The following is a 15,342-nucleotide window of genomic DNA, read 5'->3' as shown; positions in this document are numbered from 1 at the left end:
TGTGTTTTGTTTTATGCTATACTTTTTAGAGAATATTTAAAAGGAGGGTTGCCAATGTATCCTGAGACACGTCATTTAATAGAAGAAAAAAGGCAAGCGGATGTTTTTCCTGGAGCTGTTTTTCAGTTTATCGAAAACGAGCTTGAGGAGTGTCACACACTCGGATCTGCACAGATTGAACCAACGGTGATTCCAATGCAGGAAGAGTTCCTTTTTGATGTGGCTTCGCTGACAAAAGTCGTTTGCACGACCACGGTCATGCTTAGGCTGAAAGAAGCAGGTAAAATTTCTTGGGATCAGCCCCTTCATGAGCTGCTGCCAGAGTTTCAAAATGGGACGATCACATTGAGACACTTGCTCACCCATACATCAGACATCCAAACGTACATTCCAAACCGGGATCAGTTAAACGCTGAGGAACTGCGTGCAGCCTATCTGACGTTGCAGCCGGGAGACAATCTTGGAAAAGCGGTGAAGTATACCGATGCAGGAACGATTTTGCTGGGGTTCTTGATCGAAGCTCTCTATCAAAAAAATGCGATCGAAGTGTTCAAGGAAGAAATTCTACGCCCTTTGAATATGTCGGACAGCTTGTTTTTACCACAGCCACCGTACAATACGATTGTCCCTACACAAAAATTGTCAGACGGGCGTATTTTAAAAGGATCGACCCACGACCCAAAGGCACGTGTTTTGGCAGAACATGCTGGAAACGCAGGGCTATTTACAAATCTGAAAGATTTAAGCAAATTTGCAAAAATGTATTTGAATCTTGGGCGTGTTAGCGATATGATTTATTTGCATGACAAGACAATCCAAGAACTGCTTCATGATCAGACGCCAACAGGAAACGGGGGGCGTTCCATCGGGTGGGACTTGAAACAGGGTTCGTTGGATCAGGCGCCTTTGCTTTTTCATACCGGCTACACCGGAACCTTTCTATTATTGGACGTCACAAAACGATCCGCGTTTCTCTTTCTGTCAAATCGTGTTCATACAGAAGATCATCGCGCCAGCTATGTTGCCCATCGTGATGAGATAATCACCTGTTATTTAAATGAACGAACAAGAGTGTATCAAAAATAAAGCTATAAAAAGGAGCAACTATCATGGAACCACTATTTTTAAAACCAGTTTTTCAAGAAAAAATTTGGGGAGGCGACCAATTACATACGGTCTTTGGGTTTGATATCCCTAACGACAAAATCGGGGAAGACTGGGCGATCAGCGGACATCCGCACGGCGTTAGTGTCGTAGAAAATGGCCCCTATAAAGGATGGAAGGTTAGTGACCTTTGGAGCGAACACCGCGAATTGTTTGGCAACGCAGAAGGCGATGTCTTTCCGCTACTTACAAAAATTTTAGATGCTGAAGATGACTTATCTGTTCAAGTGCATCCTGATGATAGCTATGGGTTGAAGCACGAGGGTGAATTAGGAAAAACAGAATGCTGGTACATTATCAATGCGAAACCAGGCTCAGAAATCGTTTATGGTCATAATGCGAAAACCCGTGAAGAACTTGCAGAAATGATCAAAGAAGAACGTTGGGACGACCTTTTGCGCCGCGTACCAGTGAAACAAGGGGATTTCTTCTACGTACCAAGCGGAACGATCCATGCAATCGGAAAAGGCATCATGATTTTAGAAACACAGCAAAGTTCGGATACGACTTACCGTGTCTATGATTATGATCGTAAGGATGATCAAGGAAAGACTCGTGAATTGCACATCCAGCAATCCATCGACGTAACCACAGTCCCTGCAATCAGTCCAGAATTGGAAATCACTGAAAGCAAAAAGGGACGCTCTTCTGTCATCACGTATTTGAAAACAGAGTTCTTCAATGTCTATGAATGGGATGTTGTTGGTGAGCTGTCACTTAAAAAAGAAGGCGACTACACGTTGGTCACAGTTATTGAAGGATATGGCAATCTGATCGCAGAGGGTCAAAGCTACGAAATGAAGCCGGGCACAAGCTGCATTTTACCAGCACAAATGACTGAATGGAAAGTAGAAGGCGAAATGAAGATCATCGCATCTACGCCTGGAACAAAATAAATAAATCTGCAAAAAAAGACCATCCGCTTCATGAGCGGGTGGTCTTCTTTGACGTTATGGCAATTCCGGCAGGTCTACCTCTTCGCCATATTTATTTTTAAGCGCGGTATGAAGCAGACGCACCGCCAATGTTTTATTTCGAGCTAAGATGGGGCCATGGAAGTAAGAGCCATAAACATTTTTATAGATGACGCCTTCTCCTTGGTCTTCGCCGTTGTTGCCGTTGCCTTTAACGATCGTACCAAGAGGGCGTTCTCCTTCGCCTAAAAATGTTCGGCCATTGTGGTTTTCAAAGCCATAGTAGGTTTCCCCAAATTCTTCATTATGGATCTCAATGTCCCCGATGAAGCGATGATTATCTTGGCTTAGCGTGTAATGGTCCAGCGCACCGATACCATCGATTTTTTCACCATTTGCACCGATATAGTAATGGCCCAACAATTGGTAGCCGCCACAAATAGATAGAATGACACCATCGTTTTCGATATATTTAGTCAAGTCTTCCTTTTTATCTTGGATATCTTTTGAGACGATCACTTGCTCATAATCCTGTCCGCCGCCAATAAAAACGAAATCGTATTTATCGGGATCAAACGCTTGGTAAATACTGACGATCTCTGAATGGATATCAATACCCATCTGTTTGGCGTAATAGTTCAGCGTCAAGAGATTGCCGTTATCGCCGTAAGTGTTTAACAAATTTCCGTATAAATGTGCTAAGTTCAATTCGTAGTTAGCCACGATCCATACCTCCATCAATGTAGCCTCTTTGAGCTAATTCTTTCCGTAACTGTAAAACGGCTGTGTAAGTCGCAAGGATATACACATGCTCCGTCGGCAATAGTTTGATCTTTTCAATGACATCCGTCAAGCTATCTGTCTCGGTTAGCTTCTCATCAGAAATCCCTGCTACACGTAAACGCAGCGCCATATCTTCGTGACGGTCGCCGCCAGCGATGACTGCCGGAATGTCCATTTCAGCAAAAGCCTCGTGGTTGCCGTCCCAGATCCAACTAATGTCGATACCATCTGCATAGTTTGCATTCAATAATGAAACTAGGGAGAAGGGGTAGGGTGCTAGTCCGATCATGTCGATGACTTGGTTCAAGCCGACCGGATTCTTCACTAAGACCAAGGTGCATTTTTTCCCCTCGATCTCAAATTCTTCTTGCCGTCCGAAGACCTTTTCATCGTAGCCTAAGCCACGTTTGATTTTCTCTTTGGAGACGCCATAATATTCTGCTACAGCGGTCGCTGCGAGAGCATTGTACACATTGTACATGCCACCAACTTCAATTTTGTACTCCTGACCGTCGATCACAAATTCTGACGATTGGTTGTCCATTGCCTTCATATCAGTTAATTTGTAATCCAATGCTGGACGGTGGAAGCCGCAGTTTGGACAGTAGTATTTTCCAAGGTTGGCATAAGTGATCATTTTATATTTCAAGATGTGCTGACATTTTGGACAAAGGAGTCCGTCCGTATTGTAGTGCGCTTCCTGATCTTCATCAGGTAAGTGATCGAAGCCGTAATATTTTCTTGGATTCACCGTTTCCAATGAATTGAAGATAGGGGAATCCCCATTGCATAAAATAGGTGCACTCGGTGATTTTGCAGCACCGTCTACAATAAGTTTATAGGTAGTATAAATTTCGCCGTAGCGGTCCATTTGATCGCGGAAGATATTTGTAAATAAGAATAGTTCAGGTTTGATGTATTCCGTAACCTTGCTCAAGCTGGCTTCATCAATTTCTAGAACGGCGATTTTCTTGTCGCCTTTTTTTCCTTTGGCATTTAAAAAGGTCGATACAATTCCTTGAACCATGTTGGCCCCCGTTGGATTCGTCAGCACATAATCAAACTCTTGCTTCAGAATATTAACGGTCAATGCCGTCGTCAACGTTTTCCCATTCGTTCCAGTGACTACGACCACCTTGTAATCCTTCACCAATGTATCTAAAATTTTCGGATCCATCTTTAAAGCCAATTGACCAGGATAACTTGATCCACCTTTAAAGAACGTTTTTAATACCCATTGGGCGGTCTTGCCGGCTGAAATCGCCAGATGACTTCGTAACCCCATTACACATCCTCCATGTCTGTAACAAATTTAATTCATCTTATCATATTTGAAAAAAAAGTTTAAACAGCTTTCCTTTTTCTTAATTTTTACCTATCAACTATTCATTATAAGCAACTGACGACCGTTTGTCTTTTATAAAAAGGAATCAAGCAGGCCGGACGGCTACTCATAAAAAAAGGCAGGAACGATTTTTGTTCCTAGCCAATAATAATCTTTTCTTCTGGAAATTCATAGCCTAAGTCTTGCGTTTCTTTTGGTACAAAAAGCATCAAGGTATAAAGCATACCTACACGACCGATGAACATCAAAATAGCGATCATGATTTTTCCAGTGCTTGAGAGGTCGTCGGTGATGCCTAATGACAAACCAGTTGTTCCAAAAGCAGAAGTCACTTCCACAATGATCGAGATCAGCGAGTGATCCTCTGTCGCAGTCAAAAATAAAATACTGAACAAGCACATGCCCGCTGAAAGCATAAAGACAACGACCGATTTTCGGACGTCTTCTTGCGCGATTTTACGGCCAAAAATATTAATGTCGTTCTCGTTTTTTAAGAAGGAATAGAGATACAATCCAATGATCGCGATCGTCGTCGTCCGTATCCCGCCCCCAACAGAACTGGGCGAACAGCCGATAAACATCAAAAGTGAGAAGATGATCAGCGTAGTATTTTGAAAAATCGTGAGATCATGAATCTGCAAACCCGCATTTCGGGTAGTCATTGAATAAAAGGACGAATTCAGCCATTGATCGAATAGGTTCATGCTTGCAAAACTGTGGTCCTTTTCTAATAACCAAATCGCGATCGTCCCGCCAATAAATAGGACAAAAAAAGCTAACAAGGCGATTTTTGAGAAAAGGCTGAAGCGAAACGGCAGTCGAGATTTGGATTTTTTATGATAGATCCAGCCATGAAAATCCATCAATACAGGAAACCCGATGCCTCCGATAAAAATCAACACCATGATAGTCACGATGAAAAAGACATCGTGTGAAAAAGGAATGATCGAATCTCCAGTGACATCAAAACCAGAGTTGGTTACTGCTGAGATGGCCTGATAGAAACCGAAAAAGATAGCCTTGGAGAACGTACGATAGTACCCCGCCAAGTAAAAATAAATGGAAAAAATTGTTCCAAAAAGAACTTCGATCACGAGCAGCATCGTAAACGTGACACGGATCAAATTTACGATCCCACTGAGCCGGGGTTGATTCATATCGGTCATAATCAATTGGCGCTGCTTCAAGGTGATGCGTCGTTTAGAAACGATAAAAAAGAAGGTCGTGATCATCATGATCCCTAAACCACCGATATGAAAAAGCACCTCCAACATCAGCACGCCGTTGTCGTTGAATACGGAATTTATATTGAATGTCGTTAGACCAGTCACCGAAATCGTTGAGATCGCCATGAAGACCATGTCGAGAAACGGCACATGCGAGCCTGGTTCACGAAAAATCGGCAAATAAAATAAGACCAAAGAAAGAATCGTCATAGCTAAATAATAGAAGACGATGATTTGGATGGAAGAAAACCGATTATTGATTTTTTGCCAGTTTTTTTTGAGAAAATTTACGCGTCGATCGAAACTCATAACTACTCCTTCACTCGTCTAGTTTAAATTTTTAATCGTAGAGATAGTATAGCATGCTTCCAATAAAAAAACTCCCGCCGATTCGGCAGGAGTAAGGAAGCGTATTAAGCATCTTGAGCAGTTGCGGCAATGTCGATTTCTCGAATAGTAACTTCTTGCGGCATGTCGTAAATAAATTTGACGCTTTCGGCCACATGGACAGGATTCAAAGTAATACCGCCCATGCTGTCTTTCCACGCTTCATAGTCTGTCAAGGCACCTTGATCCGTTACGTGTGTTAATAATTCCGTTTCAGCAGCACCAGGGGCAACTAAAGACACGCGGACATTTAAACCAGAAAGTTCTTCACGGATTGTTTCACTCAGTCCATGAACACCAAATTTAGATGCTACATATGCGGCGTGATTGGTAAATGTTTTCTTGCCAGCAAGGGAAGACATGTTGATGACGGTCCCGTGTTTGCGTTCCTTCATTCCTGGAAGAACGATTTGCATACCATTTAATACCCCCATAACATTCGTATTCATCATCGTTTGCCATTCAGCTAGGTCTTGGGTCAAGACATTGCCTAGCAGCATGACGCCGGCATTGTTGACTAATAAGTCTGTTGGACCGTAAACTTCTTCGGCTTTTTTGATACTGGCAGCAAAGGCTTTGTAGTCTGTCACGTCGACCTTTTCGATCATGACATTCTCAAAGTTTAATGGCAATGCCTCGATTTTTTCTACGCGACGTCCTAACAAAAGCAACGGGTGACCTGCTTGATTAAAAAGTTTAGCGATTTCTGCACCAAAGCCTGAGCTTGCTCCTGTAATTACGATTAATGGTTTTTCCATTTAAATTGCCTTCTTTCAAATTTATGATACACTTACTCTACTACCTGGAGTTAACTCCAAGTCAAGAAGGAAGTATGAAAAAATGAAAAAATTTTTGATCGGTGACATTACGCAGATGTATGGCATCTCCCAAGATACATTGAGATATTATGATAAGGCGGGCTTGCTGCCTTTTGTGAAGAAGAATCAGGCTGGCCGAAGAGAATTTACAGAAGATGATCTCGGCTACATCGAGGTGATTGATTGTCTGAAACGTTCCGGCATCCCTGTCAAAGAAATTGCAAAATTTATGGACTGGTGCGTCGAAGGGGATCCGACATTGCCGCAACGCTATACCTTCATGATCGAGCAGGAGGAAGCTCTGGAGAAAAAAATCTCTGATTTGCAGGCACAACTTGATTTTCTACGCTGGAAAAAATGGTATTACCAGACAGCGAATGAAGCAGGAACAGAAAAAATCTTCTTTAAAGAAGGCACGCGTCAAGTCGATGATAAGTGGCATCAAAAATATTTAGAATCCTCAAAAAAACCTGAATCTGTCTAAGATTCAGGTTTTCTCATTATTAGGTTAAATCAATACACCGATTGCCAAGAAGGCGAGGATCAACAAAATAATGATAACAAGCAATTTGGTGACAAATTTGATCCATTTATCAAATCCAACATTTACCACAGAGAGGGAAACTAAGATTAATCCAGTCGGTGCAATTAATCCAATCAAGCCTTGCCCCCAGTTGTAGGCATTGACGATCAACGCACGATCGATCCCTACGACATCCGCCAAAGGGGCCATGATCGGCATGGACAATACTGCTAAGCCGGAAGAGGATTGAATGAAAAATCCTAAGATGACATAAACAAAGAACATAAACCAAATGAAAATAACGTTGTTCATACCGCTGATAGCATTGCTAAAGAAGTTCATAATAGTGTCGCTGATAAAACTGTTTTCCATAACGATCCCAACAGATCTTGCCAAGCCGACAATCAATGCAACTCCCAGAAGATCCGCAGCGCCGCTGACAAAGCTGTTGACAAACTTCTTCTCTCCTAAGCCGGAAACAAAAGCTAAGATATAGGTTACCGCCAAGAAGACGACCGCAATCTCCGTAAAGTACCAGCCCAATTGTTGAACGCCGTAGATCATAACAACGAATCCTAAAGCAAAAACAATCAAAGAGAACTTTTGACGTTTCGTAAAGTCTGTATTTTTGTCTCGTTCTTGATTGCCTAAGAAGCGTGCGCGATCACTTTCTGCTTGGTCAGCCACAAGAGAAGCGGCAGGATTCAACCGAACTTTTTCAGCATAGCGAATCGTGTAAAGAATCGAGATCCCGACCGCCGTGACCCACATCAAGAGCCGTAACGGCATTCCATCAGTAAAACTGATCCCGGCTGCGTTGGATGCAATAACGGTTGAAAAAGGATTGATCGTGGAGCTCATCGTTCCGATAGCGGTCCCCAGATAAATCGAGGCGACTGCTGTCAATGTATCGTAACCAGCCAGTAAGAAAATCGGAATCAAAATAGGATAAAAGGCGATGGTTTCTTCGGCCAATCCAAAGGTTGTACCACCAATCGCGATCAAGGTCGTCACGATGACGATCAGCCATTTTTGTTTGCCTTTTAGTTTTTCTGATAAGCGCATCATTCCCGCATCCATCGCACCAGTCGCGTTTACGATGCCGATAACGCCACCTAAGATCAAAATAAAGATCATGATGTCGACACTTTCCGTGATACCTTGAATCTGAGCTCTCAAAAATTGTGTGATCGTGCCTGTTACGCCACGTGCAGGTTTTTTGATTTGTTCATAAGAATTAGGAATTGCGGCAGGACGATAAATGGTACCATCGCGAAACTTGCTAACATTGATTCGGATGTCGTATTTGTCGAGTGTCTTTTGCGTCGCCGGTTCCATGGTTGTCTTGTCGTGTGCGTCTGTGATGGCAAATTGGTCTTTTCCACTGTCATAACTTAACGTACTGTACTTGCCTGAAGGGATAAAAAAGGTTAATGCTTGGACCATGATTAATACAATGATAATGACTGTGTAGGCAGAAGGGAAACTACGTCGCTTCTTTTCACCTGTTTGTTCCATGAGAAAGCCCCCTAAATAAAATATAAAAAATAAATACCAATAAAAGTATAGCATTCACTTCCTATATCACTAAAAGATAAGCTATGTCCAAAGGAAAAATAATCAAGGAGGGTGTTGTTTCTGAACGGATTTGAAAATTATTACTGTAAATAATCCGCCTTTTCCGCTATAATACGATAGGAACAAAAGGGAAAGGTGACAAAGAAATGGCCCAGCTTTTTTTTAAATACGGTGCGATGAACAGTGGAAAGACAATCGAGATTTTGAAAGTCGCCCATAATTATGAAGAACAAAATAAACCGGTGGTGTTAATGACTAGCGGTCTAGACACACGAGAAGGTGTTGGAAACATCTCCAGTCGGATCGGGTTGAGCCGTCCTGCGGTACCGATTTTTTCTGAGACCAATATTTTTGATTTTATCAAAAGTCTGGATTACAAACCTTATTGTATACTAATTGATGAATCACAATTTCTATCAAAGGAACATGTCGTACAATTGGCACAAGTCGTCGATGAATTAGATATTCCAGTGATGGCGTTCGGATTGAAAAATGATTTCCGAAATGAAATGTTTGAAGGATCAAAGTATCTACTACTTTACGCGGATAAATTAGAGGAATTGAAGACGATTTGTTGGTTCTGTCATAAAAAAGCGACGATGAACCTGCATTATATCGATGGACGCCCTGTCTATGAAGGGGATCAAGTCCAGATCGGTGGCAACGAAGCGTACTATCCCGTTTGCCGTAAACATTATTTACATCCAGAAATTGAACATTCTGCTGAGTAACTTTTGAGTCACTTTGTCGAATACTAACGATAAAATAAATCTATTTATTAAGAAACAGGAGGAATTTAATCCATGTACGATCAACTGCAAGCCATTGAGGATCGTTATGAAGAGCTTGGCGAATTACTGAGTGACCCGGAAGTTATCAGTGATACCCAGCGTTTCATGCAACTGTCAAAAGAAGAAGCCAACACTCGTGATACAGTCGCTACGTACCGCCGTTACAAAAAAGTAGTGGAAGGTATCAGTGATGCGGAAGAATTATTAGGTGAAAATTTAGATGCAGAAATGGCTGAGATGGCCAAAGAAGAATTGTCTGATCTAAAGAATGAAAAAGAAGAATTAGAGGATGAAATCAAGATCCTTCTTTTACCAAAAGACCCGAACGACGATAAAAATATTATTATGGAGATTCGTGGAGCTGCTGGTGGTGACGAAGCGGCGTTGTTTGCGGGGGATCTATTTAATATGTATCAAAAATATGCCGAAAGTCAAGGCTGGAAGACGGAAGTCATGGAAGCTAACGTTACAGGGATCGGCGGATACAAAGAAGTGATCATGATGATCACTGGAGACAGCGTCTTCTCAAAATTAAAATACGAAAGCGGCGCACATCGTGTACAACGTGTACCTTCTACAGAGTCGCAAGGACGCATTCACACGTCGACGGCTACAGTGGTAGTCATGCCTGAAGCAGAAGAAGTAGAGATCGACATTGCGGATAAAGATATCCGAACAGATATCTATCATGCATCTGGTGCCGGTGGACAGCACGTCAATAAAACAGCTTCTGCTGTTCGTTTGACACACATTCCTACTGGGATCGTTGTTGCGATGCAGGATGAGCGCTCGCAAATCAAGAACCGTGAAAAGGCAATGAAAATCTTGCGTGCACGGGTCTATGACAAGATTTCTCAAGAAGCACAAAGCGAATATGATGCGAGCCGTAAATCTGCGGTTGGTACCGGAGATCGTTCAGAACGTATTCGTACGTACAACTTCCCGCAAAATCGCGTAACCGATCATCGTATCGGCTTAACGATCCAAAAGCTGGATCAAATCTTAGCTGGTAAAATGGATGAGATCATTGATGCTTTGATCATGTACGATCAAACCCAGAAACTGGAAGAGATGCAAAATGGTTAAAACGTATGTAGAAGTCCTGTCGGGGGCTTCTTCTTTTTTAGAAGCAGCGGGAAAAGAAGGGTACGCGATCGAATACCTCTTTCTTGCACGCAAAAATTGGGATAAGACACAGTGGCTGCTGCACATGCGAGAAGAAATTTCAGCAGAGGAAGAGTTGCTGATTGAAAAGGACATGGCGGACCTAATGAAGAATATCCCACCGCAATATCTACTGGGGTATGAATACTTCTTCGAGCATCGCTTTAAAGTAACAAAAGACACGTTGATCCCGCGTCCTGAAACGGAAGAACTGGTTGCTTTGTGCTTGTCTATGAATGATCAACAGGGAAAAAAGGTGGTTGATATCGGTACAGGCACCGGTGCCATTGCAGTCAGTTTGAAATTGAATCGTCCAAAATGGCAAGTGACAGCGGTCGATATTTCAAAAGAAGCCTTGATAGTCGCTGAGGAAAATGCGGAAAGCCTTCAAACAGAGATCGTCTTCAAACAAAGCGATGTTTTATCAGCTATTACTGAGAAGCAAGATATCATCATCAGTAATCCTCCATATATCAGTGAAGAGGAATGGGATCTGATGGATGAAAGTGTCCGTACGTATGAACCTAAAACGGCCCTCTTTGCGGAAAATAAAGGGTTGGCGATCTATCAAAAAATTGCTTTAGAGAGTCGCTCACTTTTGACCCCTGAAGGCATGATTTTCTTAGAAATCGGCTTTCAGCAAGGCCATGCTGTACAAAATATTTTTCAACAAGCATTCCCTGATAAAGCCGTGACGATTCATCAAGACATGTCCAAAAATGATCGAATGATCGTTGTCCGTTAAAAATTATTTTTAGCGAGGAAATTAATAAAAGAACACTGTTCTACCAATAATTAATAGTAGTAAAAGTTATCAACATGGTTATACACACTTGACAATTCGGTTTTCCACAAGTCGGGGATAAATCGGACGAAAAAGTTTTTAAAATAGGAAATTCAAAAAAAGGAGCTGTGGAGAAGCTGTGGAAACAAAAATTTTTCAATCAGATCAAATAAGTGAAGCGGCAGAATTATTGCGTCAAGGAGAATTGGTGGCCTTTCCAACGGAAACGGTCTATGGACTAGGAGCTAACGCGCTTTTGCCAGAGTCTGTGAAACAGGTTTTCGCCGTCAAAGGACGACCAAGTGATAACCCGCTAATCGTTCATGTTGCGGACTTTTCTATGACAAAAGAATTTGTGGAAAGCTATCACCCTCTTACTGAAAAAATCATAAAAAATTTTTGGCCAGGCCCATTAACAGTGATCTTTTCTATTAAAAAGGAGCGGTTAAGTCCCGTTGTAACGGGTGGCTTATCCACAGCAGCTTTTAGAATGCCAGATAATAAAAAAACATTATCTTTAATTGAAAAAACAGGTGCGCCTTTAGTTGGACCTAGTGCGAATACTTCCGGTAAGCCAAGCCCAACAACTGCTATGCACGTGTACCATGATCTGAAGGGGAAAATTGCTGGGATCTTAGACGATGGCGCAACACAGATTGGTGTAGAGTCGACAGTTTTAGATTTGAGTGGCGAGGTCCCAACGATTTTACGTCCAGGGGCTGTAACGAAAGAAACGCTTGAAGAAGTTCTAGAAATTGAGGTGCCGCTGGATAAGCATTTAGTCAAAGAGAGCGAAACACCAAAATCACCTGGAATGAAATACAAACACTATTCACCGGATACACAAGTCTTGATGATCCAACCTGGAGACTGGGAAATAGCTCTTGATTGGGCGGATAAGCAGGGGAAAAAAGTTGGACTGCTTGCAACACCGAAAATCGCCGACAGCTATTTATCAGCGGATCGGTTCGTCTACACGGACAATACGATCGAAGCAGCGACACGCGGATTGTTTAGCGGGCTGCGTGCACTGGATGAGGGCAAAAAAGCGGATGTTATATTTGCAGAGGTCTTTCCTGAGGACCACCTAGGTCTGGCGTACATGAATCGATTGAAGAAAGCAGCGGCACAAAATTATTTTATAGAAAAGTAGACAAAAGATTCGATTATCCGCTGAATCTTTCGTATACTTAAAGCAGAAAATTGAAAGGTGGCGTTGGGATGGACTATAAAACACTAGATCCCGAACTATGGGGAGCAATTGAACAAGAAGCGGAGCGTCAAGAACAAAATATCGAGCTGATCGCTTCAGAAAATATCGTGTCAGAAGCAGTACGTTTGGCACAAGGAAGCGTCTTAACGAACAAATATGCGGAAGGGTATCCTGGACGTCGGTATTATGGCGGCTGTGAATTCGTTGATATCGTTGAAAATCTAGCGATCGATCGTGCGAAAGAATTATTCGATGCGAAATTCGCAAACGTGCAGGCACACTCTGGCTCACAAGCCAATCAAGCGGCATATTTCTCGTTGATCCAGCCTGGCGATACCGTTTTAGGGATGGATCTTTCAGCTGGAGGACATTTGACTCATGGTTCTCCTGTGAATGTCAGCGGAAAGTTGTATCATTTTGTCAGCTATGGCGTAGATCCTCATACAGAGACGATCGACTATGAAGTCGTTCGTATTTTAGCGCGGAAACATCAGCCTAAATTAATTGTAGCAGGCGCTAGCGCATACAGTCGGACGATTGACTTTGCCCGCTTCCGTGAAATCGCGGATGAAGTCGGCGCAAAATTAATGGTGGACATGGCACATATTGCGGGTCTAGTAGCAACAGGTCTACATCCTAATCCTGTCCCTTATGCAGATGTCGTTACATCAACAACACATAAAACATTACGTGGTCCTCGTGGTGGACTGATCCTGACCAACGACGCGGACTTAGCGAAGAAAATCAATAGTGCGGTTTTCCCAGGCTTGCAAGGCGGACCATTGGAACACGTGATTGCGGCAAAAGCTGTAGCCTTCAAGGAAGCTTTAGCACCTGAGTTTAAAGGATACAGTGAACAAGTCTTGCAGAATGCACAGGCGATGGTCAAAGTGTTCAATCAAGCTACGGAAACACGGGTCATTTCTGGAGCCAGCGACAATCATCTATTGTTGATCGAAGTGACCGGCTTCGATATTACTGGGCGTGAAGCGGAAGAGTTATTGGACACTGTGCATATCACTGTAAACAAAAACTCGATTCCATTTGAATCAAAGAGCTTTAAAGAAACGAGTGGGATTCGCATTGGAACACCCGCAATCACAAGTCGTGGATTCAAAGAGGACGACGCGAAGAAAGTGGCTGAGTTGATTGTAGAAACATTGCGCTCAAAAGGCGATGAAGAAAAATTGGCCGAGATTCGCAAAGAAGTATTAGAATTAACAGATTCTCATCCAATTCAAGCAGATTAAGACTAGTTTTCTGATGGCAGTTATCTTATAATAGGAGAAATGCAGAATATAAAGGAGCAATTTATTATGGGAAAATTTCAAGTAATTGATCATCCACTGATTCAACACAAATTAACGATCATTCGTGATAAAAATTGTGGAACAAAAGTTTTCCGTGAAGTGGTCAATGAAATCGCAATGTTGATGGCTTATGAAGTCTCTCGCGACATGCCTTTAGAAGATATTGAAATTGAGACACCAATCACGTTATCTACACAAAAAACCTTGTCTGGTAAGAAAGTGGCAATCGTGCCGATCTTACGTGCAGGTATCGGCATGGTAGATGGTATTTTAGAATTGATCCCAGCTGCAAAAGTTGGACATATCGGCATGTTCCGTGACGAAGAAACATTAGAACCACACGAATATTTCTTCAAAATGCCTGAAGACATCGACAGCCGTCAATTATTCATCGTTGACCCAATGCTGGCTACAGGCGGCTCTGCGATCATGTCTATCGATTCATTGAAAAAACGCGGCGCTTCAAATATGAAATTTGTTTGTTTAGTAGCTGCTCCAGAGGGTGTTAAAGCGTTACAAGAAGCACACCCAGATGTTGACATTTATACAGCCGCATTAGACGAACAGTTGAACGAACAAGGCTACATCGTTCCAGGTCTAGGCGATGCTGGCGACCGGTTATTCGGTACAAAATAATAAAAAAAGAAGCGAACCGCTCGAGCGGTTCGCTTTTTGCTTGAAAAACCTAAATTTTTTCCATTTGTTTATAATTGACAACGACGACACCATTCGATTGATTGATTAGTTCCTCATTGCCTTTTTTCTCATCAATCTCAACGACTGCTGCGTTTTTCAATTGTTTAGTGACGATCCCAGTCTGAGACCGACCGCGAATAGTGAACAGGACGTGTGTCTTTACAGGGAATTTTTTCCCCTCTTCGGAAGGATCAACGTGTGCCTCTATTTTGCCAAATGTAGCCATCTGATTCGAACGCCTCCTTTTTCATACTAGGGTGTTCATTGGAACGAACATCCTGTCATGAGCATCTTGAATGATTGTCTAGCGTCCCCGCAGTGTCTAGTTTGATGTTTAACCATTACTGGGGAGTAGAACGACCATCCGTTGTAACACATTTAATTTTAGCATATTTTCAACTTTTTTTCATGTAATCGCTTTTTGAGAAGAATCTTACTTTACTTTTTGGCAGAAGTTTCTTATAATTTCTCTTGTACGAATCGCCAGCTTAGCTCAGTTGGTAGAGCAACGCACTCGTAACGCGTAGGTCGTAGGTTCGAATCCTATAGCTGGCACTACGATGAAAGCCGTCATATCAAGGACTATCCTTCGATGATGACGGCTTTTTCCTATAGTGTGAATGTACTTGTAAGTAAAATATTATTT

15 protein-coding genes and 1 tRNA gene are annotated in these 15,342 nt (G+C 42.3%); 10 read left to right on the top strand and 6 right to left on the bottom strand.

Features of this window, described 5'->3' with window-relative positions; translation table 11 throughout:
- The first annotated feature begins 54 nt into the window (after positions 1-54).
- Positions 55-1,086: a serine hydrolase domain-containing protein gene (locus IGI66_RS10335; RefSeq protein WP_086303444.1), complete on the top strand. Its 1,032-nt coding sequence runs from the start codon at positions 55-57 to the stop codon at positions 1,084-1,086.
- A gap of 23 nt (positions 1,087-1,109) precedes the next feature.
- Positions 1,110-2,060, top strand: coding sequence for a mannose-6-phosphate isomerase, class I (gene manA, locus IGI66_RS10330; protein WP_086303445.1), 951 nt, complete (start codon positions 1,110-1,112; stop codon positions 2,058-2,060).
- Positions 2,061-2,114: 54 nt separating this feature from the next.
- On the opposite strand, the gene IGI66_RS10325 is transcribed toward manA, so the two are convergent.
- From IGI66_RS10325 to IGI66_RS10310, 4 genes are all read right to left on the bottom strand, one after another.
- Positions 2,115-2,801 carry a type 1 glutamine amidotransferase gene (locus IGI66_RS10325; RefSeq protein ID WP_438849290.1) on the bottom strand — a complete coding sequence of 229 codons (687 nt, stop codon included), beginning with the start codon at positions 2,799-2,801 and terminating at the stop codon, positions 2,115-2,117.
- Positions 2,794-4,146 carry a Mur ligase family protein gene (locus tag IGI66_RS10320; protein ID WP_314581239.1) on the bottom strand — a complete coding sequence of 451 codons (1,353 nt, stop codon included), beginning with the start codon at positions 4,144-4,146 and terminating at the stop codon, positions 2,794-2,796. The genes IGI66_RS10325 and IGI66_RS10320 overlap by 8 nt, the downstream gene beginning before the upstream one ends.
- A 197-nt stretch (positions 4,147-4,343) precedes the next feature.
- On the bottom strand, positions 4,344-5,741 hold the full coding sequence (locus IGI66_RS10315) for a TrkH family potassium uptake protein (protein ID WP_010780149.1): 1,398 nt from the start codon (positions 5,739-5,741) through the stop codon (positions 4,344-4,346).
- Between the two features lie 104 nt (positions 5,742-5,845).
- Positions 5,846-6,577 carry an SDR family oxidoreductase gene (locus IGI66_RS10310; protein WP_438848864.1) on the bottom strand — a complete coding sequence of 244 codons (732 nt, stop codon included), beginning with the start codon at positions 6,575-6,577 and terminating at the stop codon, positions 5,846-5,848.
- Positions 6,578-6,659: 82 nt separating this feature from the next.
- Here IGI66_RS10310 and IGI66_RS10305 point away from each other — a divergent pair, with 82 nt between their 5' ends.
- On the top strand, positions 6,660-7,121 hold the full coding sequence (locus IGI66_RS10305; protein WP_010780151.1) for a MerR family transcriptional regulator: 462 nt from the start codon (positions 6,660-6,662) through the stop codon (positions 7,119-7,121).
- A gap of 24 nt (positions 7,122-7,145) precedes the next feature.
- Here the strand turns inward: IGI66_RS10305 and IGI66_RS10300 are convergent, their stop codons facing one another.
- Positions 7,146-8,678: a YfcC family protein gene (locus tag IGI66_RS10300; protein ID WP_010780152.1), complete on the bottom strand. Its 1,533-nt coding sequence runs from the start codon at positions 8,676-8,678 to the stop codon at positions 7,146-7,148.
- Positions 8,679-8,884: 206 nt separating this feature from the next.
- Between IGI66_RS10300 and IGI66_RS10295 the strand changes: the two genes are divergently transcribed.
- The 6 genes from IGI66_RS10295 (at position 8,885) to upp (ending at position 14,636) form a co-directional block, all read left to right on the top strand.
- The gene (locus IGI66_RS10295; RefSeq protein ID WP_010780153.1) at positions 8,885-9,469 is read left to right on the top strand and encodes a thymidine kinase; all 585 of its coding nucleotides are present in this window, start codon (positions 8,885-8,887) and stop codon (positions 9,467-9,469) included.
- A gap of 72 nt (positions 9,470-9,541) precedes the next feature.
- Entirely contained in the window at positions 9,542-10,615 is a 1,074-nt protein-coding gene (prfA, locus tag IGI66_RS10290; protein ID WP_010780154.1) for a peptide chain release factor 1, read from the top strand.
- The gene (gene prmC / locus IGI66_RS10285; protein WP_438848860.1) at positions 10,608-11,438 is read left to right on the top strand and encodes a peptide chain release factor N(5)-glutamine methyltransferase; all 831 of its coding nucleotides are present in this window, start codon (positions 10,608-10,610) and stop codon (positions 11,436-11,438) included. The genes prfA and prmC overlap by 8 nt, the downstream gene beginning before the upstream one ends.
- Positions 11,439-11,616: 178 nt before the next feature.
- A complete protein-coding gene (locus IGI66_RS10280) occupies positions 11,617-12,630 on the top strand; it encodes an L-threonylcarbamoyladenylate synthase (protein WP_438848858.1) in 1,014 nt (337 codons plus the stop codon).
- Positions 12,631-12,698: 68 nt separating this feature from the next.
- Positions 12,699-13,940, top strand: a complete 1,242-nt coding sequence (gene glyA, locus IGI66_RS10275; protein WP_086303451.1) for a serine hydroxymethyltransferase — start codon at positions 12,699-12,701, stop codon at positions 13,938-13,940.
- A gap of 66 nt (positions 13,941-14,006) precedes the next feature.
- Complete coding sequence (gene upp, locus IGI66_RS10270) at positions 14,007-14,636, top strand: uracil phosphoribosyltransferase (protein WP_010780158.1); 630 nt, start codon at positions 14,007-14,009, stop codon at positions 14,634-14,636.
- Positions 14,637-14,685: 49 nt separating this feature from the next.
- Here upp and IGI66_RS10265 read toward each other — a convergent pair whose 3' ends face one another.
- Positions 14,686-14,922 carry a hypothetical protein gene (locus tag IGI66_RS10265; RefSeq protein WP_010780159.1) on the bottom strand — a complete coding sequence of 79 codons (237 nt, stop codon included), beginning with the start codon at positions 14,920-14,922 and terminating at the stop codon, positions 14,686-14,688.
- 256 nt (positions 14,923-15,178) lie between these two features.
- On the opposite strand from IGI66_RS10265, the gene IGI66_RS10260 reads away from it, so the two are divergent.
- Positions 15,179-15,251, top strand: a tRNA-Thr gene (locus IGI66_RS10260).
- Positions 15,252-15,342 lie beyond the last annotated feature (91 nt).

This window comes from Enterococcus sp. AZ048 (assembly GCF_051715125.1).
GTDB classification, from domain to species: Bacteria; Bacillota; Bacilli; order Lactobacillales; family Enterococcaceae; genus Enterococcus_A; species Enterococcus_A gilvus.
The sequence above is the reverse complement of the archived record's forward strand: the minus strand, read 5'-3'. Positions and strand labels throughout refer to the sequence as shown.

Coding starts and splice junctions, on each gene's coding strand:
- IGI66_RS10265 (WP_010780159.1), bottom strand. CDS start 14,922: ATGGCTACATTTGGCAAAATAGAGGCACACGTTGATCCTTCCGAAGAG.
- IGI66_RS10320 (WP_314581239.1), bottom strand. CDS start 4,146: ATGGGGTTACGAAGTCATCTGGCGATTTCAGCCGGCAAGACCGCCCAA.
- upp (WP_010780158.1), top strand. CDS start 14,007: ATGGGAAAATTTCAAGTAATTGATCATCCACTGATTCAACACAAATTA.
- manA (WP_086303445.1), top strand. CDS start 1,110: ATGGAACCACTATTTTTAAAACCAGTTTTTCAAGAAAAAATTTGGGGA.
- IGI66_RS10305 (WP_010780151.1), top strand. CDS start 6,660: ATGAAAAAATTTTTGATCGGTGACATTACGCAGATGTATGGCATCTCC.
- IGI66_RS10300 (WP_010780152.1), bottom strand. CDS start 8,678: ATGGAACAAACAGGTGAAAAGAAGCGACGTAGTTTCCCTTCTGCCTAC.
- IGI66_RS10310 (WP_438848864.1), bottom strand. CDS start 6,577: ATGGAAAAACCATTAATCGTAATTACAGGAGCAAGCTCAGGCTTTGGT.
- IGI66_RS10295 (WP_010780153.1), top strand. CDS start 8,885: ATGGCCCAGCTTTTTTTTAAATACGGTGCGATGAACAGTGGAAAGACA.
- IGI66_RS10315 (WP_010780149.1), bottom strand. CDS start 5,741: ATGAGTTTCGATCGACGCGTAAATTTTCTCAAAAAAAACTGGCAAAAA.
- glyA (WP_086303451.1), top strand. CDS start 12,699: ATGGACTATAAAACACTAGATCCCGAACTATGGGGAGCAATTGAACAA.
- prmC (WP_438848860.1), top strand. CDS start 10,608: ATGGTTAAAACGTATGTAGAAGTCCTGTCGGGGGCTTCTTCTTTTTTA.
- IGI66_RS10335 (WP_086303444.1), top strand. CDS start 55: ATGTATCCTGAGACACGTCATTTAATAGAAGAAAAAAGGCAAGCGGAT.
- prfA (WP_010780154.1), top strand. CDS start 9,542: ATGTACGATCAACTGCAAGCCATTGAGGATCGTTATGAAGAGCTTGGC.